The sequence below is a fragment of the Streptomyces sp. 2131.1 genome, from assembly GCF_900105515.1.
Classification (GTDB): domain Bacteria; phylum Actinomycetota; class Actinomycetes; order Streptomycetales; family Streptomycetaceae; genus Streptomyces; species Streptomyces drozdowiczii.
This window is the reverse complement of the sequence record NZ_FNSY01000001.1, coordinates 1,332,325-1,355,295: the sequence shown is the minus strand read 5'-3', so window position 1 is coordinate 1,355,295 and position 22,971 is coordinate 1,332,325. Positions and strand designations below refer to the sequence as shown.

The following is a 22,971-nucleotide window of genomic DNA, read 5'->3' as shown; positions in this document are numbered from 1 at the left end:
CCCGGGGGCCTCACCCCTGGGCGTCAATCAGCGGAATATCACGTTCCGGTTAGCGTTCCGTGGGCAGAATGGATCTCGCAGACCCCGTGCGAGCGCGGGGAAGGATGGTTTCAGCAGCGACCGGCGACGGCCGCTGAAGAGAAGGGCTCTGTGGTGTTCACCAGCGTTTTGATGATCGAGAAGGCCCTCACGTCCGAGGACGTCGAGTTCGTCACCACCCTGCACGGGGAGGAGCGGACCTCCTTCGTCGTCCTCATGCAGCCGCGCGGCGACCAGGCGGACGTACTGCTGCGGGCCATCGACGACCTGGCGATGGGCGAACTGAAGGAAGCGGCCCGCGAGAGCGAGGAGCCCGAGGGCAGGAGCGCCAGGGAATCGGCCGGACTCGCCCTCGAGGTGTCCCTGGAGGCCCTGCGCCAGGCGGGCTCCGAGGCCGTCGGACAGGTGATCGAGAGCCACCCCCTGGACAAGCTCACCTCGGTCGTCGAGGAGTCCCGGGCCGACGAGGTCATCGTGCTGACCGCGCCCCACTACGTCGAGGAGTTCTTCCACCGCGACTGGGCCTCCCGGGCCCGGCACAAGGTCGGCGTCCCGGTGCTCAAGCTCTTCGCGCACAGCGAATAGGCTGGGAGGCCCTTACCCGTACGCACCCTGGGAGAGACACGTATGGCACCCGGTATTCCTGCCGCCATGGAACGGCCGCACTTCATCGGCATCGGCGGCGCCGGAATGTCGGGCATCGCCAAGATCCTCGCCCAGCGCGGCGCGAAGGTCGCGGGCAGCGACGCCAAGGAGTCACCCACTGCCGACGCGCTGCGCGCGCTGGGGGCGACCGTCCACATCGGGCACGCCGCCGGTCACCTGGCCGACGACGCCACCAGCGTGGTCGTCTCCAGCGCCATCCGCGCCGACAACCCGGAGCTGGTGCGTGCCGGGGAGCTGTCGATCCCCGTCGTGCACCGCTCCGACGCCCTGGCCTCGCTCATGGGCGGCCTCCGCTCCATCGCGGTGGCCGGCACCCACGGCAAGACCACCACCACGTCGATGCTGGCCGTCGCCCTGAGCGAGCTGGACCTCGACCCCTCGTACGCCATCGGCGGCGACCTGGCCGGGCCCGGCACCAACGCCACGCACGGCGAGGGCGACATCTTCGTCGCCGAGGCCGACGAGAGCGACCGCAGCTTCCAGAAGTACGACCCCGACGTCGCGATCGTCCTCAACGTCGAGCTGGACCACCACGCGAACTACGCGTCGATGGACGAGATCTACGAGTCCTTCGAGACCTTCGCCGGGAAGATCGTTCCCGAGGGCACCCTCGTCGTCTCCGCCGACCAGTCCGGTGCCGTCGAGCTGGCCCGCCGGGTCCGCGAGGCGCTGCCCGCGCTGACCGTCGTCACCTACGGCGAGTCCGGTACCGCCGACGTGCGCGTCCACAAGATCACCCCGCGCGGCCTGACCAGCGAGGTCACGGTGATCCTCGGCGGGAAGTTCCTCACCTTCACCGTCTCCGTCCCCGGCCGCCACTACGCGCTCAACGCGGTGGCCGCCCTCGCCGCCGGCATCGCCCTCGGCATCCCCGCCCACAACCTCGCCTCGGCCCTCGGCAAGTACACCGGGGTCAAGCGCCGCCTCCAGCTCAAGGGCGAGGCCGCCGGCGTCCAGGTCATCGACAGCTATGCGCACCACCCCACCGAGATGACCGCCGACCTGGAGGCCATGCGCGGCGCCGCCACCGACGCCCGCCTCCTCGTCGTCTTCCAGCCCCACCTGTTCTCCCGCACCCAGGAGCTCGGCACCGAGATGGGCCAGGCCCTCGCGCTCGCCGACGCCTCCGTGGTCCTGGACATCTACCCGGCCCGCGAGGACCCGGTCCCCGGCGTCACCAGCGCCCTGATCATCGACGCCGCGACCGCCGCCGGCGCCGACGTCACCGCCGTCCACGACAAGGAGCGGGTCCCCGAGGTCGTCGCGGGAATGGCGACCCCCGGCGACCTCGTTCTCACCATGGGAGCGGGCGACGTCACCGACCTCGGCCCGCGGATCCTGGACCACCTGTCGAGCTGAAGGAGCCACCGTGCCGTACGACGTCGAGAAGCCGGACGAACAGTGGCGGGAGGAGCTCACCCCCGCCGAGTACGCGGTGCTGCGCAAGGCCGGCACCGAGCCCGCGTTCGTCGGTGAGTACACGGACACCAAGACCGAGGGCGTCTATTCCTGCCGCGCCTGCGACGCGGAGCTGTTCCGCTCCGACACCAAGTTCGAGTCGCACTGCGGCTGGCCGTCCTTCTACGACCCGAAGGACACCGACGCGGTCGAACTGATCCAGGACCGCAGCCACGGCATGGTCCGCACCGAGGTCCGCTGCGCCCGCTGCGGCTCCCATCTGGGCCACGTCTTCGAGGGCGAGGGCTACCCGACCCCGACGGACCAGCGGTACTGCATCAACTCGATCTCGCTGCGGCTGAGCCCGGACGCCTGATCCCTCCGGTGTCCGGTACGAGGACCGGCGCCCCGCGTCAGTCCTCGGCCGGGTCCTCCTGGCGCAGCAGCGGGTGCGCCACCCCCGGGAACACCCGGGCCCGCACGACCTCTTCCGCCGCGCCGCCCCTGACCACCGTCTCCGCGACACCCCAGGGGCGGCCCGGCAGGGTCACGGTCAGCGTGTACGAGGCCGGGCAGCCCAGGCACTCGTAGCGGTCCACCCACGTCTCGACCTCCGTGGTGCTGCCCGGGTAGCGCGCCACGTGCCGGTGCAGCGCGTGGCAGCGCCCGCACCGCTCACCCGGCTCGCAGGTGCCGCCACAGGGGCAGGGCACGTCCGGCGAATCGGCCGGCTGCCAGCGCTGGGTGAGGACCGCCTCGCGCGTGGCACCCATGTCCTTCATGGCCTTGAGGTTGCGGGCCGCCACGTTGTACGACTCGCCGGTCGCCGCCATCCGGTCGCGGATGACGTCCTTGCGGCCGCGGTTCGTCGTCATGTGCTGCTCCTCCTGGGGTCCACGCAGCCCGCCAGGAGGGCGCACGAGATCGGTGCCCTCAACGGTACCCGGCGCCGGGGGCGCGCCGCGACGCACGGGGCGCCGGGGCGGGCCGCAGGGCCGGGGGACCCCGCCCGCTCAGCCCCGCCGGACCCGCCCCGCGATGCGCCGGCCCAGGCGCCCCAGGGTGCGGCGCTCGCGGCGGTTCCAGTCGCGGAACGCCTCCGCCCGGCCGCTGCTGCCCGAGCTCCCGACCGCCTCCTCGACCGCCGTGACCCTGTCCGGGGGAAGCTTCCGCACCACGGGACGCAGCACCTCTTCGAGCAGCCCGGAGGCGGCCGCGCTCCAGACGGGCCCGGCGTGCGGGTGGGCCGTCCAGACCGTGAAGCATTCCGCCGCGTACCCGGGGTCGGCCGCCAGCCGTGCCCGGACGGCTTCGCCGCGCGCCGCCCGCTCGTAGGCGGCGACCAGGTCCGTGTCACCGCTGTGCACCACGGCGTACAGCTCGGCCTCGGGCCGCTCCGGCGCCAGCAGCCGCCCGGCCACCGCTTCGCACGCCTGCCCGAGCACGCCCGGCTCCACCGGCTCCGCCTCCGCGCGCAGCGCCCGCACCCGTTCGGCCCACTCCGGCTCCGCCGCCCCCGCGCGCACGTCCCGGGCGAAATCCAGCAGCTGGAGCGCCGCGCGCACCCGGCCCCCGGTCTCCTGCGGGAAGCCGCGCAGCAGGTCGTGGGCCAGCTCCGGCGCCTCCCCGTCGCCGGCTCCGGCACCGAGCGCCGCGGCCACCAGGAGCGACCAGGTGCCGGCCGCCCGGTGCGCGTCGGAGGTCGCCGCCTCCAGCAGCAGCCGGGCCTCCGCGGGCGTCGGTGCCTCCTCGCTCCACACCAGGCCCGCCGCGGTCCGCAGCACCAGCGGTTCCGCGAACGGGGACACCCCGCCTGCGCGCAGAATCCGCTGGAACGACGCCACCCGGTCCTCGCCGCAGCCGGCCTTGGCCTCCGGCGCCCCGGCGCACATCCGCAGGTGCGGCAGCGCCTGCGTCCCGGTGAAGGGCAGCGGAACCCGGCTCAGCAGCCGTTCCACCCCGGCCGGGCTCTCCGGCGCGATCCGGTCCAGTGCGCCGAGCAGGGCGGTACGGACGTCGAACTGCTCGTCCATCAGCTCCAGCAGCGCCGGCGCCCAGTCCGGGGCGCCCTCTCCGCCGCCGCTCAGCAGCGCGGGGGCCAGCCGGTCCACGACCGAGGGCAGCAGCTCGGCGCAGTCCACCCCGAGCAGCCGGGCCACCCGCAGCAACTGCACCGTACGGGCCACGTCCAGGCCGACGCCCGCGCCGCCCAGCTCGGACAGGATCTCCGGGCCGAGGACCTCGGCGACGGCCGTGCCCTCGGGGCCGCTGAAGGCGGTGCGGCCCGGCAGCTCCAGGGAGCCGTTGCCACCGCGCACCGCCTCCGTCACCAGCATCGCGGCGAGCGGGGCGGTCGTCGTCACGGGGGAGCGGCCGTCGAGCGCGGCGAACAGCAGCCCGGCGGCGTCGAACTCGGGTCCGGAGCGGTCGTCGACCCCCGGCGCGGTCAGTGCCTCGATCAGCTGCCGGGTCCGCTTCCCGTCCAGCGCGTACGGCCGCTCGGCGGCCCAGCCGGCCGCCGCCGCGCGCTCGTCGGTGCCGAGCGGTATCCCGGCGCACAGGGCCGTCACCGCCAGCGGCCCCGCCGCGAACGGCTCCCCGGGCAGCGCGGCCGCCTCCCGGAACAGCTCCGGCGCCCGGCTGCGCCAGACCCGGGCGGCCGTCTCGGCCCAGACGTCGCCCACCGGCCCCTCCGGTCGGGGCCCGCTGCACACGTGCACGCTCAGCCCGGAGCCCGCGAGATCCTCGGCGTCCTCGGGCAGCACCCCGACGACCTGCTGCGCGGCCTCGCGCGGGCGGCGGGTGTAGGTGGTGAAGGTCAGGCGCTCGGCGAGCCCGTCCGGCAGGGCGGTCCCGGCCAGCGCGAGCCACCGGGCGACGTCCGCGCTCTGCCGCTCCACGAGCACGACCCGCTCCGGTGCTCCGGGGGCGTGCAGGCGGCGCAGACCGGCCAGCACTCCGGCGAGCCAGGGACCGCGCGAGACGGCGAAGTCGTTGAGGGCCTCGCGTTCGCGGGCCTCGTTGCCGGTCGTGGCCGGCAGTGCGGCGAGCGGGTCGGGGTGCGGCCGGTCCGGTGTGCCGGAGGCCCAGCGGGCGGAGCGGCAGGCGGTGAGGGGCAGCGTTCCTTCGGGAAGGCGGGTGCCGCCGGGGAGATGGACCGCGTGCGCGTGGAAGCGCAGGGCGGACGAGCGGGGGGAGCGCACCGCGACGGTCCGGGCCAGCAGCCGGCTGCCGTCGGAGAGCAGGCTGTAGCTGAGCGCCTCGGGCAGGGCGCGAAGGGCGGCGTCCGTGAGCCGTTCCGGGGTGCCGCGCGGCGCCTCGTACGCCAGCAGGGGCCCCGCCTCGGTCAGCACGGACGCGGGTATCGAGGCGTCAACCACCGTGAACCGGGCGGTTGTCGGCCCGTCCTCGCCGGTTCCGTCCCCGTCCGCCGCGGAGGTGTAGTGCAACTGCGCGAGGCTCATGCGTCGGCTCTCTTCGTCCCTGCCTGAAGATCCCCTGCCACCCGAACCCGCTCGCACCGTGGCAGCGCCGTCCGGCAGAGCGGCGACCCCGGCGGGGAGTGCTCCGCAGTCGCTGGGGCGACGCTATCAAGGAGGCGCGTGCGCTCGTGCCCCCGCGGCGAGAAGCGGGAAGTCCGACGGCCGTGGGGGCAGGGGGCGTTGGCGCGCCGACCGTCCTCGTCGGGGGGCGGGCGCCGTCCTACTCGAACCGCGACGTGTCGCCGGCTCCCCGGCGTACGATCTCCAGCTCTCCGTTGGAGAAGTCGATGACCGTCGTGGGCTCCGTGCCGCAGTCGCCCGAGTCGAGCACGATGTCCACTTCGTGGTCGAGGCGTTCCTTGATCTCCCAGCCCTGGGTCAGGGGCTCGGCCTCGTCGGGCAGCAGCAGCGTGCTGGAGAGCAGCGGTTCGCCCAGTTCCCCCAGGAGCGCCTGGACCACGGGGTGGTCCGGGATGCGGACGCCGACGGTCTTCTTCTTCGGGTGCAGCAGCTGGCGCGGCACCTCCTTCGTCGCCGGCAGGATGAACGTGTACTGGCCGGGCGTCGACGCCTTGACCGTACGGAACACGTCGTTGTCGATGTGCACGAACTGCCCGAGCTGGGCGAAGTTCTGGCACATCAGCGTGAAGTGGTGGCGGTCGTCGAGGTCGCGGATCGCCCGGATGCGGGACAGACCGTCCCGGTTGCCGAGCTGACACCCGAGCGCGTAGCAGGAGTCCGTGGGGTACGCGACGAGCGACCCGGAGCGGATGTTCTCGGCCACGTTGGTGATGGTGCGCTGCTGGGGATTTTCGGGGTGTACGTCGAAATACTTCGCCATCCGGCGAGTCTAAGGCCGGGCGGGCGGGCGGTACGCGGGCCGGCGGGTTGTCCGGCCCGCGGGGAGGCAGGACAACCGGTTCGAGTGGCGGGGGCCGTTCAAACCTCTTTAGGCCGGTCGGCGCGGGGCGCGGAGGGGTCCCCGCTCGGGCCGCGCAGAGGGTGTGCACGATGCATGATGCATGCACCGTGCACACATTCCGTGGTATATCTGTACAGAGAGGTCGCCGTCCCGGCGGGGCAGGCGCACAGCCGTCGTAGGGAGCCGCGCGTGGACATGCCTGTGGACCGGATCGAGTTCGAGACGATGCTGCTCGGCCGGCACATGAGTCTGCTCATCTCGCGGGGCGACGGGCGGCTCGACCGGAGCGCGTACATCCTCCTCAGCCGTATCCGGGCCCAGGGGCCGATGTCCATCGGCCAGCTGCGCGACGCCTTCGGACTGGACACCTCCACGCTGAACAGGCAGACGGCCGCGATGCTCCGGGCCGGCGTCGTCGACCGCATCCCGGACCCCGAGGGCGGGATCGCCCGCAAGTTCGCCATCACGGCCGAGGGCGAGCGCCGGCTCGACAAGGACCGGGCCGAGAACCGGGACGGGCTCCGGCGGGTCCTGGCCGACTGGACCCCGGAGGAGGCCGCCCGCTTCGCCGACGACCTGGCCCGGCTCAACCGGGACATCGAGCGCCTCGATGGACGGCCCTGGCCGCGCGACTGAGCCGGGCGCGCGGGTGTCAGGTCACTGAGTCCGAGTGAACGTCCAGGTCTGTATCGCGGACGCGGAGGCCGGCTGCTGGGTGAGCGGGGCCCCGTCGGCCGTGGAGGCCGAGGTGAGCAGCAGCCCGCTGCGCTTGCTCGTCAGCCGGTAACCGCCGGTCGCCGGGGTCGCCGTCCAGCGCTGGTTGTCCGCGCCCGTGCACGTCCACTGGACGATCGCGGCGCCCGCCTGCGTGGAGTTGGCCTCCACGTCGGCGCACAGGCCGCTCTCCGTGTTCTCGAACGTGTACGTGCCGTCGGCGTTCGCCGTCACGTCCCATTGCTGGTTGGCCCCTCCGTTCCAGAGCCAGCCGACCAGCCGTGTGCCCGTTGCCTTGGAGTGCGCCGGTACGTCGATGGCCTGGCTGCCCGCGGAGATCCGGCTGACACCGGCCTGGGGGCCCACCGGTTCGACGCACCCGGTCGACGACTGGTGGGCGCCCCGGTCGGGCACACAGCCCGCGGTCACGGGGTTGCCGAAGTAGTCGCGCCCGCCCGCGTTCCCGATGACCGCCCCGTCGGCGAGCGCGGGGGAACCGGCCTGGAGCCGGTAGCCGCCGGTGTCGGTGCGCGAGGTCGCCGTGCCGGGGGAGACCAGCTTCGGATCGGCCGTCACCTTGTGGGCGTCCGCGGGCTCACCGGCCGGGTGCGTGCCGTGGAAGATGTTCGAGTCGAAGCCCAGGCCGGCCGCGTTCACGTAACTCGCCTCCGCCGTGGCCACGTAGAAGATGTTGTTGGTGAACGTGGCGTTCGCCGCCGCCGAACCGTTGGCGTTGTTGATGATCTGGACGGGGTCGGCCAGGTAGAAGGTGTTGTTGTGGATCAGCGTGCCGGTCGTCTTCGCGCAGACCATGTCGAAGAGCTGGCCGCCGTCGTTCTGGCTGATGTTGTAGCGGACGATGTTGCCGTCGGTCGTCGAACCGGAGCCGTTGCACAGGAGGATGAAGCCACCCTCGTTGTCGTGGCTGTAGTTGTACTGGTAGATCGTGTGGATGTTGGCCTCGTCGAGGTCGAGCCCCTGCCCGTCGCACTCGCTCCTGCCGCCGCTCACCTCGTTGTACTGGTACACGGTGTCCTGCGTGTTCCAGCCCCAGATGCCGGCCGCGCAGTGCGCGGGCTCGCGTTCGCGGAAGCCGTCGACCGTGTTGTACTCGACGAGCGCGCCCTCGGTGTGGTGCGGCACGATGGCGTCGCCGCCGATGTCCGAGACGGTGTTCCCCCGGATGACGACCCGGGTCTGCGGGGTCCATGTCCCGCATGTCGTACCGCAGTTGGCGTTGTTCAGCTCAGGGCGTCGCATCCACCGGGTCCAGAAGTGGATGCCGTAGCGGTCGACGGTGCGCACCGTGTTGTCGGTGATGGCCACGTCGTCGAACTTCGTGGGTGTCGTGTTCCCGAGGACCTCGAAGAAGATCCCGGCGCTCGCGTCGTCGTCCTTCCTGGTCTGGTTCCCGTTCACGTCGTGGATGTCCAGGCCGGAGATCCGGTAGTACGTGCCGGTTCCCGAGTCCGTGCGGGTGATGTGCACGCCGCGCCGGGTGGCCGCGGCGGAGCCCTGGTTGGAGATGTCCAGGTTGCGGATCTCCCAGTACTGCTGGTCCGCGAGCCGCACGACGTCGGTGACCTGTCCGGCGCCGGCCAGCGCGGGCTTCGCGCCCGTTCCGTAGGCGTCCACCACGATCGGGGAGCCGGCCGCGCCGGAGCCCTTGGGGGCGAGTTGCTGGCCGGTGCAGGTGGAGCCGCGCTTCAGCAGGATGTGGTCGCCCGGCTGGAACGTGTGCCCGTTCACCGGCGCCAGCGTGTTCCAGGGTGCGCTTTCGCTGCCGTTCCCCGCGGCGGCGGACGCGCAGTCGACGTAGAAGGACGAGGTGGCGGCCGTCGGCTGCGGCGCGGCCGCGCCGGGCTGGGCGGTCAGGAGGGCGGCCAGCGGCAGCGCCAGGGCTGAGAGGAGCAGAGCGCGTCTTGCGGTCATGGAGCGACTCCGTGGTATAGACAACAGACGTCTGATGACGGCACCTTAGGAAGCCCCGGGCATCACGGTCAAGACCTGCGCATGACAACTCGGGTGACGGCAAGCGGGCGCCCGGCCCACCGCGTGAAGCGGAGCTGCGGCCCGGCTTAAGAAAACCTCGATGGACCTGGGGCGCGGGGTACGGCAGATTTCTCCGTGACGGCGGAGGATGGTGCGCGGCAGCCGGTGCGAGCGCGCTGCCATGCCGTCCCTCTCATCCTTCCCCGGGCCGCAGGCTTCCTTCGGCGTGCCCCCGGCCCGGGGAGCTCAACTCCGCACCAGGTACAGGGAGCCGCAGCCGTGAAGGCACTCGTGAAGCAGAAGGCCGAGCCCGGACTCTGGCTGATGGACGTCCCCGAGCCCGAGACCGGCCCCGGCGACGTACTGATCAAGGTCCTGCGCACCGGCATCTGCGGGACCGACCTGCACATCCGCAACTACGACGGCTGGGCTCAGCAGGCCATCAGCACCCCGCTCGTCCTCGGCCACGAGTTCGTCGGCGAGGTCGCCGCGACCGGGGCCGACGTCGTCGACATCGCCGTCGGCGACCTGGTCAGCGGCGAGGGCCACCTCGTGTGCGGCAAGTGCCGCAACTGCCTGGCCGGCCGCCGCCACCTCTGCCGCTCCACGCTGGGCCTCGGCGTCGGCCGCGACGGGGCCTTCGCCGAGTACGTCGCGCTGCCCGCCTCCAACGTCTGGGTGCACCGGGTTCCCGTCGACCTCGACGTCGCCGCGATCTTCGACCCGTTCGGCAACGCCGTGCACACCGCGCTGTCGTTCCCGCTGGTCGGCGAGGACGTCCTGATCACCGGCGCCGGCCCGATCGGCATCATGGCCGCCGCCGTCGCGAAGCACGCCGGCGCCCGCAACGTGGTCATCACCGACGTCAGCGAGGCCCGCCTGGAGCTGGCCCGCAAGGTCGGCGTCAGCCTGGCGCTCGACGTCGGGGAGCAGACCATCGCCGACGGCCAGAAGGAGCTGGGCCTGCGCGAGGGCTTCGACATCGGCCTGGAGATGTCCGGCCGCCCCGAGGCGATGCGCGACATGATCGCGAACATGACGCACGGCGGCCGGATCGCGATGCTCGGACTGCCCTCCGAGGAGTTCGCCGTCGACTGGGCCCGGATCGTCACCTCGATGATCACGATCAAGGGCATCTACGGCCGCGAGATGTACGAGACCTGGTACGCCATGTCCGTCCTGCTGGAGGGCGGCCTCGACCTCGCCCCCGTCATCACCGGCCGGTACGGCTACCGCGACTTCGAGGCGGCCTTCGACGACGCGGCGAGCGGGCGCGGCGGCAAGGTCATCCTCGACTGGACCGTCTGACCTCCTCACCTCTTTAAGGAATCCGGCATGTTCGACTCCGTACGCGACGACCTGCGCACCACCCTCGAAGAGATCGAGGCCGCCGGGCTGCACAAGCCCGAGCGCGTCATCGGCACCCCGCAGTCCGCGACCGTGGCCGTCACCGCCGGGGGCCGCCCCGGCGAGGTGCTCAACTTCTGCGCCAACAACTACCTGGGCCTCGCCGACCACCCCGACGTGATCGCCGCCGCGCACGAGGCGCTGGACCGCTGGGGCTACGGCATGGCCTCGGTCCGCTTCATCTGCGGCACCCAGGAGGTCCACAAGGAGCTGGAGCAGCGGCTCTCCTCGTTCCTGGGCCAGGAGGACACGATCCTCTACTCCTCCTGCTTCGACGCCAACGGCGGCGTGTTCGAGACGATCCTCGGCGCCGAGGACGCGGTCATCTCCGACGCCCTCAACCACGCCTCGATCATCGACGGCATCCGCCTGTCCAAGGCCAAGCGCTTCCGCTACGCCAACCGCGACATGGCCGACCTGGAGACACAGCTCAAGGAGGCGTCCGGGGCCCGGCGCCGCCTGATCGTCACCGACGGCGTCTTCTCCATGGACGGCTACGTGGCGCCCCTGCGCGAGATCTGCGACCTCGCCGAGCGCTACGACGCCATGGTCATGGTCGACGACTCGCACGCCGTCGGCTTCGTCGGCGCCGGCGGCCGCGGCACGCCCGAGCTGCACGGCGTCATGGACCGCGTCGATATCATCACCGGCACCCTCGGCAAGGCGCTCGGCGGCGCGTCCGGCGGCTACGTCGCGGCCCGCGCCGAGATCGTCGCCCTGCTGCGCCAGCGCTCGCGCCCGTACCTCTTCTCCAACTCGCTCGCCCCGGTCATCGCCGCCGCCTCCCTCAAGGTCATCGATCTCCTGGAGTCCGCCGGCGACCTGCGCGAGCGGCTCAACGCCAACACCGCGCTCTTCCGTACCCGGATGGCCGCGGAGGGCTTCGACATCCTGCCCGGCGACCACGCCATCGCCCCCGTCATGATCGGGGACGCGGCGAAGGCAGGCCGGATGGCGGAGCTGCTCCTGGAGCGCGGTGTGTACGTGATCGGGTTCTCGTACCCGGTCGTCCCCCAGGGCGCGGCCCGCATCCGCGTCCAGCTCTCTGCGGCGCACTCCACGGACGACGTGAACCGTGCGGTGGACGCGTTCGTCGCGGCGCGCGCCGAGCTGGAGGGCTAGTCCCCGGTCCCGGATCGGTCGCGGGGGCGGTCAGGGCGCCCCCGCGACCTGGGACAATGGGTCACATGATCGATGCACGGCGGCTGCGCGTCCTGCGTGCCGTGGCGGACCACGGCACGGTGACCGCCGCGGCCGCCGCCCTGTACCTGACCCCTTCCGCCGTCTCCCAGCAGCTCGCGGCCCTGGAGCAGGAGACCGGCCACCGCCTCGTCGAACGCGGCTCCCGGGGCGCCCGCCTCACCCCGGCCGGCGAGATCCTGCTCACCCACACCAACGCGGTCCTGGCCCAGCTGGAGCGGGCGGAGGCCGAGCTGGCCGCGTACGGCTCGGGCGAGGCCGGTACGGTCACGGTCGCCGCGTTCGCCACCGGCATCGGGCTCGTCGTCGCCCCCGCCATCGCCGCGCTGAGCCGGACCGCCCCCGGCATCAAGGTCCGCGTCCAGGACGCCGAGGGCGACGCCAGCGTCCCGATGGTCCTGGACCGCCAGGTCGACGTCGCCGTCGCCGTCGAGTACCGGGGCGCCCCCGGCGAGGACGACCGCCGCCTCACCCGCGTCCCCCTCTACTCGGAACCGTTCGACGCGGTGCTCCCGGTGGGCCACCGGCTGGCCGGCCAGGAGCAGGTGGCCGTCGGCGAACTGGCCAAGGACGCCTGGATCGGGCCGTACCCGGGCAACCCCTGCCACGACGTGGTGGTCCTGGCCTGCGAGTACGCCGGTTTCGCCCCGAACCTCGAACACTCCTCGGACGACTTCCACGCGGTGGTCGCACTCGCCGGCGCGGACGCGGGCGTCGCCCTGGTCCCGCGCACCGCCCTGCGCGGCATGTCCCTGACCGGCGTGGTGGTCCGCCCGGTGCGGGGGACCGCCCCCACCCGCCGCGTCTTCGCCGCCGTACGCCAGGGCGCCGAGGCCCACCCGCTGATCGCACCGGTCCTGGACGCGCTGGCGGGCGCGGCGGGCTGAGGCCGTGGCGGGAACCGAACAGGTGTATGCGATGTCCTCGGTAGGGTGGCTGCGCACTACGCGTGACCGGGGGAGACCAGCGCATGGGCGACGGCAAGGACAGCGGCAAGGTCCTCGACAGACGGCGGACATCAAGGCGACGGCGCCGGTCTTCCACACACAGGGCCAGAACCTGAGCAAGGCGCTCACCACCCTGGACGGGCTGGGCAAGCCGTGGGGCGACGACGAGCAGGGCAAGCAGTTCGGCGACGCCTGAAGTCCCCAGCAGACGCTCATCGAGAAGGCGGCGGGCTCCCTCGTCCTCGGCCTGGTCAGCATCCACGAGGCGATGGCCGACATGTCGGACGGGCACGTGGACAACGACGAGCTGATCTCCGGGATGTTCAAGAAGGCGAAGCCGGCCGGCGGCCACGACCAGGGTGACAAGTGAGCATCGAGGACGAGGCCAGCTGATTGTTCCTTGTGGCGAGGCCACGGCCTGAGGTGGCAAACGCTGGCTCGGATTACCTCGACGAAGAAATAGGGCTCGCCGTTCCATTTCCCGGGCCGCTGCCGGAAAGGTAAATCTGTTCATGGAGTTCGTCAAAGCGGAGTGGGACGACGAGATGCACGGGTTCGATCTGGACCCGAGCTCCTATCTTGCCGAGCTTCCGAAAATGCGGCACGCGTTGCCTCCTGGCGCCTGGGCCCATGCGTCCGACGCGGAGCACTACCGTATGCGCAGCAGTCGTTGCGTGAAGGACCTGGAGCTGGCGGAGATCTCCGTGCCGACGGACAAGCGCGGTATCGTCGTCATCGATTTCGCCGCCAACCAGTGGAAACACAAATCCGGTCTTCGCATTCGATACTCGGGCGTATCGCACTTCTCGATCGACTACGGCCAGTCGATCGACTGGATGCAGGCCGATACCGTGCTGCTCGACGAAATCCTTCCCCGGGAGGGCGGCTGCCTGCACGAGATCGCCCTGACGGATGCGTCGATCACCGTTCACTGCCAGGATTTCGAGGCCGTGTGGGGTGGTGCGGAGTGAGGGGCGGCGAACCCGACTATCTGGACCTCCTCTCCCGGTCCGCAGGCCCGGCCGAGTGGATCGCCCTCTCGCGCGTGTTCCTGCCCCGGTTCGTCGAGGTGCGGGGATGCGTGCTCTGGGACCGTTCGTACGAGCCCGGGAACTCCAGCTCTGGTACGACGAGCTGAAGGGGGACACCGCTTCCATCGAGGCGACCCTCAATCAGTTCCGGCTGTGGCTGTACGTCGACTTCGACGACGATCCCGCGTCCCGGTCGAACGCCCTGGACCTCGCCCGGGAGATCGCCCGCGCCTGGCGCCTGTCCCTCGGGGACGCCTTTCCGGGCCGGGCCTTCGACGTCCGGGCCGCCGAGACGGTCGACGGCCCGGTGGTGGGCTTCACGAGCCTGCCCGGCACGGGCGGCCGACCCCGGGGCGCGGGCCGCACGACCGGGCCCCGCCCCGGCCCCGCCCCGCCGCGTCACGCCGGCTGGAGCAGGTCCCAGCGGTTGCCGTACAGGTCCTCGAAGACCGCGACCGAGCCGTAGACCTCGTGGCGCGGCTCCTCCAGGAAGCGCACCCCGGCCGCCGTCATCCGGGCGTGGTCGGACTCGAAGTCCTCGGTGTGCAGGAAGAAGCCGACCCGGCCGCCGGTCTGCGCGCCGACGCTCGCCGCCTGGGCCTCGTCCTTGGCGCGGGCCAGCAGCAGCCCCGTGCCCTCGGTGCCCCGGGGCCGCACCACCACCCAGCGCGAGCCGTCGCCCCGGTCGGTGTCCTCGACCAGTTCGAAGCCGAGGGCGCCGGTGTAGAAGGAGAGGGCCTCGTCGTAGTCGCGGACGACCAGGGTGACCAGGGCGATGTGGGGCATGGGACTCCTCGCGGTGCGGCAGGGCGGCGGGGGACCGGGCCCCCGGGCGGGACACTATCCGGCATGGACATCAGCGACCTCACCGCCCGCGCGCGCCGCCTCGCCCGGACCGGCGGACGCCGCGTCCTCGGTATCGCCGGGCCGCCCGGCGCCGGGAAGTCCACCCTGGCCGGGAGGATCACCGACGCGCTCGGTCCGCTCGCCGTGCTCGTGCCCATGGACGGCTTCCACCTCGCGCAGGCCGAACTCGAACGGCTCGGCCGGGCCGGCCGCAAGGGCGCGCCCGACACCTTCGACGCCGCCGGGTACGTGGCCCTGCTCCGGCGCCTGCGCGCCCCCGAGCCCGGCACCGTCGTCTACGCCCCCGCCTTCGACAGGTCCCTGGAGGAGCCGGTCGCCGGAGCCGTCCCCGTACCGCCGGAGGTCCCGCTCGTCGTCACCGAGGGCAACTACCTGCTGTACGGGGAAGGGCCCTGGGCGCCGGTGCGCGGGCTGCTCGACGAGGCGTGGTACCTGGAGCCGGACGACGCGGTCCGCGTGCCCCGGCTCGTCGAGCGGCATGTGCGGTACGGGAAGCGGCGGGCCGACGCCGAGCGCTGGGTCGCCCGGTCCGACGAGGCGAACGCCCGGCTCGTCGCCGCCTTCCGGGACCGCGCCGACCTCGTCGTCCGGCCGGACGGGGGAAGCTGACCGCTCGCGTGCGCACGGCCGGAAGAGGCAGGATGGGAGGGCCGTTCCGCGCCGTCAGGAGGACCCGCATGTCCAGCACCAGCCAGCCCGCGCCGTTCACCGCCGACGACTACCGGGCCCGGATGGCACGGGCCGCCGAGACCGCCGCCGCGGCCGGGCTCGCCGGGGTGCTGGTCGCGCCGGGGCCCGACATGGTCTACCTGACGGGCTACGCGCCGCCCGCCGACACCGAACGCCTCACGCTCCTCGTCCTCGCGGCGGGCCAGGACCCCGTGCTGGTCGTCCCGACGCTGGAGGCCCCGGACGCGGCGAAGGCCGTCGGCGCCCCCGCCATGACCCTGCGGGACTGGACGGACGGCAAGGACCCGTACGACGTCACCGCCCCGCTGCTCGACGCCCGGGGCCGGTTCGGGATCAGCGACAACGCCTGGGCCATGCATCTGCTCGGCCTGCAGCAGCGGCTGCCCGACACCTCCTACGCCTCGCTCACCCACGCGCTGCCGATGCTGCGCGCGGTGAAGGACGCCCATGAGCTGGCGCGGATCGCCGCCGCCGGGGCCGCCGCCGACGCCACGTACGAGGAGATCCTCAAGGTCCGCTTCTCCGGCCGCAGGGAGACCGAGGTCGCCGCCGACCTGGCCCGGCTGCTCACCGAGCACGGGCACTCCCAGGTGGACTTCACCGTCGTCGGCTCCGGCCCCAACGGCGCCAACCCGCACCACGAGGCGGGGGAGCGCACCATCGAGCGCGGCGACATGGTCGTCCTCGACTTCGGCGGCCTCAAGCACGGCTACGGCTCCGACACCTCCCGTACCGTCCACGTCGGCGAGCCCACCGCCGAGGAGCAGCGGGTCCACGACATCGTGCGCGAGGCGCAGCAGGCGGGGTGCGCGGCGGTGCGCCCCGGCGTCTCCTGCCAGGAGGTGGACCGGGCTGCCCGCGCCGTCATCACCGAGTTCGGCTACGGCGACCGCTTCATCCACCGCACCGGCCACGGCATCGGCGTCACCACCCACGAGCCGCCGTACATGATCGAGGGCGAGGAGCAGCCGCTGGTGCCCGGCATGTGCTTCTCGGTGGAGCCCGGCATCTATCTGCCGGGCCGCTTCGGCGTCCGCATCGAGGACATCGTGACCGTCACCGAGGACGGCGGGCGCCGGCTCAACGCCACCGCCCGCGAACTCGCCGTCGTGGAGTAGCCGGGCGCGGGCCGTCAGTCGTCGGCCAGCACCACGCAGGACTCCGGCGGCAGGTGCAGCGTCCCGTCCGGGCCCGGCGGGTCCACCGGAAGCCACGCGGCCAGCACCCGCCCGGGCCCGCCCCGGTGCCGCCCGTTGCCCAGCGGGATCGCGGCCGGCTTCTCGTCGAGGTTGACCGCGATCCGCAGGTCCCCCCGGCGCACCGCGATCCAGCGCGCCCCTTCGTCGTACGCGGCCCGCACGCTCGCCAGGTCCGGGTCGCGCAGGTCCGGCAGGGTGCGGCGCAGGGCGATCAGCTCGCGGTACCAGGCGTACAGCCGGGCGTGCGGCTCGCGGTGGAGCTCGTCCCAGTCCAGGCAGGAGCGGGCCCGGGTGGCGGGGTCCTGCGGGTCCGGGATGTCCTCCTCGGCCCAGCCGTGCGCCCCGAACTCCCGCCGCCTGCCCGTGCGTACGGCCTCCGCCAGCTCCGGGTCGGTGTGGTCGGTGAAGAACTGCCACGGGGTACGGGCACCCCACTCCTCGCCCATGAACAGCATCGGCGTGAAGGGGCCGGTCAGCACGAGCGCCGCCGCGCAGGCCACCAGGCCGGGGGAGAGGGAGGCGGCGAGCCGGTCGCCGAGCGCCCGGTTGCCGATCTGGTCGTGGGTCTGGGCGTAGCCGACGAAGCGGTGGGCGGCGCTGCGGGTGACGTCGACGGGACGGCCGTGCGTACGTCCCCGGAAGCTGGAGTACGTGCCGTTGTGGAAGAAGGCGCTCGTCATCGTCTTGGCGAGGCCGCCCAGCGGGGCGGCCGCGAAGTCCGCGTAGTAGCCCTGGTCCTCACCGGTCAGCGCGGTGTGCAGACAGTGGTGGAAGTCGTCGTTCCACTGGGCGTGCAGCCCGAGCCCGCCCTCCGCGCGCGGTGCCGTCGTCCGCGGGTCGCACAGGTCGGACTCGGCGATCAGCGGCAGCGGGCGCCCCACCTCGGCCGAGAGCGCGTCGGCCGCGGCGGACAGCTCCTCCAGGAACGTCAGCGCCCGGGTGTCGGCCAGCGCGTGCACCGCGTCGAGCCGCAGCCCGTCGAGGTGGTAGTCCCGCAGCCAGGCGAGCGCGCTGCCCAGCAGGAACGCCCGCACCTCGTCGGAGCCCGGCGCGTCCAGATTGACCGCCGCGCCCCACGGGGTGTGGTGGGTCTCCGTGAAGTACGGGCCGAACGCGGGGAGGTAGTTGCCGGACGGGCCCAGGTGGTTGTGGACCACGTCCAGGACGACGGCGAGCCCCAGACCGTGCGCTGTGTCGACAAAGCGCTTAAGTCCCTCGGGTCCGCCGTACGGCTCGTGGACGGCCCACAGCGACACCCCCTCGTACCCCCAGCCGTGCACCCCGGGGAACGGGCACACCGGCATCAGCGAGACGTGGGTGATGCCCAGCTCCTCCAGGTGGCCGAGGCGGGCCGCCGCCGCGTCGAAGGTGCCCTCGGCGGTGAACGTGCCGACGTGCAGCTCGTACAGGACCGCGCCGGGGAGATCCCGCCCCGCCCATCCCGAGCGCCAGGTGTAGGCGCCGTGGTCGACGACCGCCGACTCGCCGTCGGGGCCGTCCGGCTGGCGCCGCGAGCGGGGGTCGGGGCGCACGGGACCGCCGTCGAGGGCGAAGCCGTACCGGTCGCCGTCCACGGCCTCCGCCTCGGCGGTCCACCAGCCGGGCCGGTCCGGATCGGTGTCCATCGGCAGGGACTCGTCCCTCAGCCGCAGCACGGCCGATCCCGCGTCCGGTGCCCATACCTCGAACAACATGCGGCGCTCCCTCGCTCCCGGGGCCGTTCACCCCGGCCCATGGTCGGCACACGATGCGATCTTCGGCCGATGACACTCTGGATCGAGTCCGACATCGGCGATTAGGGTCTGGAACTGATCACTGCCCTGTCGGGTTCTGTCCTACGCACTCCCTCTTACGGCTGTGGAGGCCGAGATGACCGTGCCGCTCTTCCCGCCCGGATTCCTCTGGGGAGCCTCCGCCTCCGCCTTCCAGACCGAGGGCGCCGCCGACACGGACGGCAAGGGCCCCTCCGGCTGGGACGCCTTCGCCGCGCGGCCCGGACGCATCAAGGACGGCACCGACACCAGCAGGGGCACCGGCTTCCACCGGCACTACCGGGAGGACGTCGCACTGCTCGCCGGACTCGGCGCCGACGCCTTCCGGTTCTCGGTGAGCTGGCCGCGCGTCGTCCCCGGCGGCAGCGGACCGGTCAACCCGCAGGGGCTCGACTTCTACGACCGGCTCGTCGACGAACTCCGCGCCCACGGCATCACGCCCGCGCCCACCCTTTACCACTGGGACACCCCGCTCCAGCTGGACGAGGCAGGCGGCTGGCTCAACCGGGACACCGCCTACCGCTTCGCCGAGTACGCGGGCATCGTCGCCGAACGCCTCGCCGACCGCGTCCCCATGTGGATCACCGTCAATGAGCCCGCCGAAGTCACCCTCCTGGGCTACGCGCTCGGCGAGCACGCCCCCGGCCGCACCCTCCTGTTCGACGCGCTGCCCGCCGCCCACCACCAGCTCCTCGCCCACGGCCTGGCCGTACGCGCGCTGCGCGCGGCGGGCGCCGGCAACATCGGCATAGCGGTGTCGCACTCACCGGTCTGGGCGGCGGGGGAGTCCGACGACGACCGCTTCGCCGCCGAGCTGTACGACACCCTCACCAACCGGCTCTTCGCGGACCCGCTGCTCACCGGCCGCTATCCGGACGAGAACTTCGCTGCCCTGATGCCGGGCCCCGTCGAGGACGACCTGCGGACGATCTCCGCGCCGCTCGACTGGTACGGCGTCAACTACTACAACCCGACCCGCGTCGGCGCACCCGCAGCGGAGGCCCTCGACAGCTTCGCCGGATTCGGCATGCCCGAGGGCCTGCCGTTCGGCATCCGGGAGATCGAGGGCTACGAGAAGACAGACTTCGGCTGGCCCGTCGTCCCGGACGGCCTGCGCGAGACCCTCGTACAGCTGCGGGAGCGGTACGGGGACCGGCTCCCGCCCGTCTACATCACGGAGAACGGCTGCGCGGTCGACGAGCCCGCCGATGACACCCGGCGGATCGCCTTCCTCGACGGGCACCTGAGGGCGCTGCGGGAGGCGGTCGACGCCGGTGTCGACGTACGCGGCTACTTCACCTGGTCGCTCACCGACAACATCGAGTGGACCGAGGGGGCCAGCAAGCGCTTCGGCCTCGTCCACATCGACTACGAGACCCTGCGCCGCACCCCGAAGGCCTCCTACGCCTGGTACCGGGACTTCATCAAGGCGCAGCGCGCAGGCCGTGGCTGATGGAGCGTCAGCCGTCCCACACCATGTCGAAGGAGCGCTCGAAGTTGATGTAGCCCAGCCGCGCGAAGGCCTTCGCCATCGGTACGTTGCCGAGGTCCGTCGAGGCCCGGACGCGCGCCACGTCCTCCTGCCCGGCCAGCACCCGGGTGCCCTCGGTGAGGATGTCGTCGATGTAGCCGTGGCCGCGGTGGGCGGGCAGCACGCCGATGTACGCGATGATCGGGTTGTAGCTGTTGCGGGCCGGGATCACGAAGCCGACGGGCTCACCGTCCGGGAGCTCGGCCACCCGCCACCACTCCCGGGGCGTCGCGTACCCGGCGAACTCCTCGTCGTAGTGCTTCTCGGCGGCCTCGCGCGGCGAAAGGCCGGACGCCAGGTCCTGCTGCCCGTGGGCGTCGAGGGTGCCCTCCATCACCGGCGTCATCAGCGCCAGCAGGTCCTCGCGCCCGTCGACCGGCCGGAACCGCAGCCGGCCGCTGGCGGCGGGCACCGGCGTACCCGCGCGCCACTCAAGGCGCAGCCGCTCCACCAGCATCCGGGCGCCGGTCCGCTCCATGACCCGGACGCGAGCCTCGACGGCCTCGCGGACGGGCGGGTCATCTCGCCAGTCGGCCGGCACGAACCGCCCGTACTCGGGGCGCGGCGATCCGGCCGGTACGACGGCGGCCGTGGCCGTCTCGACGAGCCGCACCCCGGCCTCCTCGCGCTCGGCGGGGGGCAGGGTGTCGTCGAGGTCGAAGAAGTCGAGCAGCAGCGGCGCCTCGCCGTCCCTGCTCCACCACGCGATCCGCGCCACCACCCGCTCGCCGCGCAGCGCCACCCACATCCACTCCGGGCGGCGGCGGCCGGCGGCCAGGTCGTCCGCCAGTTCGTGGTCGAGGACATACGGCAGTTCGAGGAAGAGCTTCAGCTCCTCGGGACCGGTGAGCGGACGGATGGACAGATCGAGCTGTGCGTCGGGCACTGAACTCCCAGGTTGTACGGGTACGCCAGGGCGGTCGCCGGGCGGCAGCGGCAGACACTAGCAACGTTCCGGAACCGCCGCCCCTGGATATCCGCAGCGGTCCGGAGCGGGCCGCGCGCAGGTCCCGCGCAGGTCAGGAGGGGCGGAAAGCGGGGTTGTTCTGGACACTTCGGGGCGGTCGGACCGACAATTGGCCCGTGACGTCCCCGTTCGAGTTCCACACGCCCACCGCGCGCCTGTCCGACGCGCAGCGCGACCGTGTTCTCGGTGTGCTCAGGGAGGGCGCGGCGCAGGGCAGGCTCTCCCAGGACACCTTCATGCAGCGCATGGAGGTGGCACTGACGACCAGCCGCCCCGACGAGCTGGAAGCCCTCACCAAGGATCTGGAGCGCGAAGGCCGCTGGTCCCGGGGGCTGTTGCGCGTCGTCGGAGGGGTCTCCGGCTTCCCCGAGCGGGTGCGCCGGGCGTGGCGGGCGGAGCGGCTGCCCAAGCTGCTGCTGCCGTCCCCGAGCCCGCAGCCCCTGCTCATCGGCCGCGACCCGGGCAACGGCCTGCGCCTCACCCATGAGACCGTCTCCCGGATGCACGCGGAGCTGACCGCGCACGGCGGCAGCTGGCTGCTGCGCGACCTCGGCTCGACCAACGGCACCTGCGTCAACGGGCAGCGCGTCACCGGCACTGTCCCGGTGCGCGAGGGGGACCAGGTGAGCTTCGGCCGCATGATGTTCCGGCTGTCCGCCCCCGCGCTCCGGCCGCCCGCCTGACGCGTCCGGTCACGCCTGCTGGTGGAGCCCCCGGCCCGCCATGGTGAGGAACGCCTCGCCGACCGCCTCGGAGAGCGTCGGGTGCGGGTGGATGTGCTGGGCCACGTCGAAGGGCTCCGCGTCCCAGCCGACGATCAGCTGGGACTCGGCGATCATCTCCGAGACGTGCGGCCCGACCAGATGCACCCCGAGCACCCGCCCGTCCCGCTCGGCGACCACCTTCACCATGCCGCCCTGCCCGTGCACCATGCCCTTCGCGACGGCGGTCAGCGGCAGGGTGTTGACCACCACGTCGTGGCCCGCGTCGCGCGCGGCGCCCTCGGAGAGCCCCACCGCGGCCGTCTGCGGCGCCGAGTACGTGACCCGGGGCACCGCGTCGTAGTCCACCGGCGCGGATCGCCGCCCCGCCAGGGTCTCCGCCACCAACAGCCCCTCCGCGAAAGAGGCGTGCGCCAGCCCGAGGGACGGCGGCGGCAGCAGATCGCCCACCACGTGGACGCCCGGCACCAGGGTCTCCAGCCGCGACCAGTCCGCCGGCGCCACGAACCCCCGCTCGTCGGTGGCCAGTCCGGCCGCGGCGAGCCCGAGCCCGTCCGTCACCGGTACCCGGCCCACCGCCACCAGCAGCCGTCGCGCCTCCACCGTCCGGGTCTCCCCGCGCGGGGTGCGCAGCGTCGCCCGGACCCCGTCGTCGAGCACCACCGCGTCCAGCAGCCGGGTGCCCGCCCGCACGTCGATGCCGCGCTTCTTCAGCCCCCGGGTCAGATGGCGCGAGACGTCCGCGTCCTCCAGCGGCACCAGCCGGTCCGCCGCCTCCACCAGGGTCACCCGCGCCCCCATCGACCGGTGCAGCGAGGCGTACTCCACCCCGATCGCCCCGCCGCCCAGCACCAGCACCGAGTCCGGCAGACCGGGTGCGAACAGCGCGTCGTCACTGGTCACCACCCGCCGCCCGTCCGCGGCCAGGCCCGGCAGCATCCGGGGCCGCGACCCCGTCGCCAGCACGATCCCGCGCCGGGCGGCCACCTCCCCGTACCCCTCGACGCGCACGGTGCGCGGCCCGGTCAACTCGGCACTGCCCGCCACCACTTCCACCCTCGCGTGCGCCAAGTGCGCCTGCGCCCCTCGATGGTTGCGGGACACGATGTCGTCGCGGGTGGCCACCAGGGCCGGCCAGTCCACCGACTCCAGGACCGCCTTCGCCCCCCACCGCTCACGGGCCTCCGCGATGCCGTCGACGAGTTCGGCCGCGTGCAGCATCGCCTTGCTGGGGATGCAGCCCCGGTGCAGACACGTCCCGCCCACCTTGTCGCGCTCCGCGAGGACCACGCTCAGCCCGAGCCCGGCCGCCCGCAGCGCCGTCGAGTAACCCCCGGTCCCGCCGCCGATGACGACGACATCCGCTTCCCCCACCCGCTGCTCCTGTGTCATGGCTCCCAGCCTCCGCCCGGTCCTTGCCATGAG

General features: G+C 72.9%; 22 protein-coding genes. 14 read left to right on the top strand and 8 right to left on the bottom strand.

All coding sequences use genetic code 11. The features are described from left to right. Positions 1-171: 171 nt before the first annotated feature. From BLW14_RS06045 to msrB, 3 genes are read left to right on the top strand one after another with little or no spacing between them, the layout of a single operon-like run. Positions 172-624, top strand: a complete 453-nt coding sequence (locus BLW14_RS06045; protein WP_093705098.1) for an indole-3-glycerol phosphate synthase — start codon at positions 172-174, stop codon at positions 622-624. A gap of 42 nt (positions 625-666) precedes the next feature. Then, positions 667-2,064 (top strand): UDP-N-acetylmuramate--L-alanine ligase, encoded by a 1,398-nt coding sequence (gene murC, locus BLW14_RS06040; RefSeq protein ID WP_093705096.1) that lies wholly within the window; start codon positions 667-669, stop codon positions 2,062-2,064. 10 nt (positions 2,065-2,074) lie between these two features. Continuing rightward, on the top strand, positions 2,075-2,479 hold the full coding sequence (msrB, locus tag BLW14_RS06035; protein ID WP_093705094.1) for a peptide-methionine (R)-S-oxide reductase MsrB: 405 nt from the start codon (positions 2,075-2,077) through the stop codon (positions 2,477-2,479). Positions 2,480-2,516: 37 nt separating this feature from the next. On the opposite strand, the gene BLW14_RS06030 is transcribed toward msrB, so the two are convergent. The 3 genes from BLW14_RS06030 to BLW14_RS06020 all read right to left on the bottom strand — a co-directional run bounded on the left by BLW14_RS06030 (position 2,517) and on the right by BLW14_RS06020 (position 6,426). Beyond that, positions 2,517-2,978: a hypothetical protein gene (locus tag BLW14_RS06030; RefSeq protein ID WP_093705092.1), complete on the bottom strand. Its 462-nt coding sequence runs from the start codon at positions 2,976-2,978 to the stop codon at positions 2,517-2,519. 138 nt (positions 2,979-3,116) lie between these two features. Further along, positions 3,117-5,567, bottom strand: coding sequence for a GTPase-associated protein 1-related protein (locus BLW14_RS06025; RefSeq protein ID WP_093705090.1), 2,451 nt, complete (start codon positions 5,565-5,567; stop codon positions 3,117-3,119). Between the two features lie 238 nt (positions 5,568-5,805). Then, positions 5,806-6,426 carry an L-threonylcarbamoyladenylate synthase gene (locus tag BLW14_RS06020; RefSeq protein WP_093705088.1) on the bottom strand — a complete coding sequence of 207 codons (621 nt, stop codon included), beginning with the start codon at positions 6,424-6,426 and terminating at the stop codon, positions 5,806-5,808. Positions 6,427-6,696: 270 nt separating this feature from the next. On the opposite strand from BLW14_RS06020, the gene BLW14_RS06015 reads away from it, so the two are divergent. Next, positions 6,697-7,143 (top strand): MarR family winged helix-turn-helix transcriptional regulator, encoded by a 447-nt coding sequence (locus BLW14_RS06015; protein WP_093705086.1) that lies wholly within the window; start codon positions 6,697-6,699, stop codon positions 7,141-7,143. A 21-nt stretch (positions 7,144-7,164) separates the two neighbouring features. Here the strand turns inward: BLW14_RS06015 and BLW14_RS06010 are convergent, their stop codons facing one another. Continuing rightward, a complete protein-coding gene (locus BLW14_RS06010; RefSeq protein ID WP_093705084.1) occupies positions 7,165-9,153 on the bottom strand; it encodes an RICIN domain-containing protein in 1,989 nt (662 codons plus the stop codon). Between the two features lie 339 nt (positions 9,154-9,492). Here BLW14_RS06010 and tdh point away from each other — a divergent pair, with 339 nt between their 5' ends. The 6 genes from tdh (at position 9,493) to BLW14_RS05980 (ending at position 14,264) form a co-directional block, all read left to right on the top strand. After that, a complete protein-coding gene (gene tdh, locus BLW14_RS06005) occupies positions 9,493-10,521 on the top strand; it encodes an L-threonine 3-dehydrogenase (protein WP_093705082.1) in 1,029 nt (342 codons plus the stop codon). 27 nt (positions 10,522-10,548) lie between these two features. Further along, positions 10,549-11,742, top strand: coding sequence for a glycine C-acetyltransferase (locus BLW14_RS06000; protein ID WP_093705080.1), 1,194 nt, complete (start codon positions 10,549-10,551; stop codon positions 11,740-11,742). A gap of 65 nt (positions 11,743-11,807) precedes the next feature. Beyond that, positions 11,808-12,707 carry a LysR family transcriptional regulator gene (locus tag BLW14_RS05995; protein ID WP_093705078.1) on the top strand — a complete coding sequence of 300 codons (900 nt, stop codon included), beginning with the start codon at positions 11,808-11,810 and terminating at the stop codon, positions 12,705-12,707. 31 nt (positions 12,708-12,738) lie between these two features. Further along, positions 12,739-12,963 carry a hypothetical protein gene (locus tag BLW14_RS35700; RefSeq protein WP_371128051.1) on the top strand — a complete coding sequence of 75 codons (225 nt, stop codon included), beginning with the start codon at positions 12,739-12,741 and terminating at the stop codon, positions 12,961-12,963. A gap of 316 nt (positions 12,964-13,279) precedes the next feature. After that, a complete protein-coding gene (locus tag BLW14_RS05985) occupies positions 13,280-13,738 on the top strand; it encodes a hypothetical protein (protein WP_093705076.1) in 459 nt (152 codons plus the stop codon). A 106-nt stretch (positions 13,739-13,844) separates the two neighbouring features. Beyond that, complete coding sequence (locus BLW14_RS05980) at positions 13,845-14,264, top strand: FliH/SctL family protein (protein ID WP_256332692.1); 420 nt, start codon at positions 13,845-13,847, stop codon at positions 14,262-14,264. Here the strand turns inward: BLW14_RS05980 and BLW14_RS05975 are convergent. Next, on the bottom strand, positions 14,198-14,584 hold the full coding sequence (locus BLW14_RS05975) for a VOC family protein (RefSeq protein WP_093705074.1): 387 nt from the start codon (positions 14,582-14,584) through the stop codon (positions 14,198-14,200). The genes BLW14_RS05980 and BLW14_RS05975 overlap by 67 nt on opposite strands. A gap of 63 nt (positions 14,585-14,647) precedes the next feature. Here BLW14_RS05975 and BLW14_RS05970 point away from each other — a divergent pair, with 63 nt between their 5' ends. Continuing rightward, positions 14,648-15,274 (top strand): nucleoside/nucleotide kinase family protein, encoded by a 627-nt coding sequence (locus tag BLW14_RS05970; RefSeq protein ID WP_093705073.1) that lies wholly within the window; start codon positions 14,648-14,650, stop codon positions 15,272-15,274. 68 nt (positions 15,275-15,342) lie between these two features. Continuing rightward, positions 15,343-16,473 (top strand): aminopeptidase P family protein, encoded by a 1,131-nt coding sequence (locus BLW14_RS05965; protein WP_093705071.1) that lies wholly within the window; start codon positions 15,343-15,345, stop codon positions 16,471-16,473. A gap of 14 nt (positions 16,474-16,487) precedes the next feature. Here the strand turns inward: BLW14_RS05965 and treZ are convergent, their stop codons facing one another. Beyond that, the gene (treZ, locus tag BLW14_RS05960) at positions 16,488-18,248 is read right to left on the bottom strand and encodes a malto-oligosyltrehalose trehalohydrolase (RefSeq protein WP_093705069.1); all 1,761 of its coding nucleotides are present in this window, start codon (positions 18,246-18,248) and stop codon (positions 16,488-16,490) included. Between the two features lie 175 nt (positions 18,249-18,423). Here treZ and BLW14_RS05955 point away from each other — a divergent pair, with 175 nt between their 5' ends. After that, positions 18,424-19,779, top strand: coding sequence for a GH1 family beta-glucosidase (locus BLW14_RS05955; RefSeq protein WP_093705067.1), 1,356 nt, complete (start codon positions 18,424-18,426; stop codon positions 19,777-19,779). A 7-nt stretch (positions 19,780-19,786) separates the two neighbouring features. Here BLW14_RS05955 and BLW14_RS05950 read toward each other — a convergent pair whose 3' ends face one another. Continuing rightward, positions 19,787-20,743 (bottom strand): GNAT family N-acetyltransferase, encoded by a 957-nt coding sequence (locus tag BLW14_RS05950; protein WP_093705065.1) that lies wholly within the window; start codon positions 20,741-20,743, stop codon positions 19,787-19,789. A 197-nt stretch (positions 20,744-20,940) separates the two neighbouring features. Between BLW14_RS05950 and BLW14_RS05945 the strand changes: the two genes are divergently transcribed. Then, complete coding sequence (locus BLW14_RS05945; protein WP_093705063.1) at positions 20,941-21,507, top strand: DUF1707 and FHA domain-containing protein; 567 nt, start codon at positions 20,941-20,943, stop codon at positions 21,505-21,507. 9 nt (positions 21,508-21,516) lie between these two features. Here BLW14_RS05945 and lpdA read toward each other — a convergent pair whose 3' ends face one another. Continuing rightward, positions 21,517-22,938, bottom strand: coding sequence for a dihydrolipoyl dehydrogenase (gene lpdA / locus BLW14_RS05940; protein WP_093705061.1), 1,422 nt, complete (start codon positions 22,936-22,938; stop codon positions 21,517-21,519). Between the last annotated feature and the right edge of the window lie 33 nt (positions 22,939-22,971).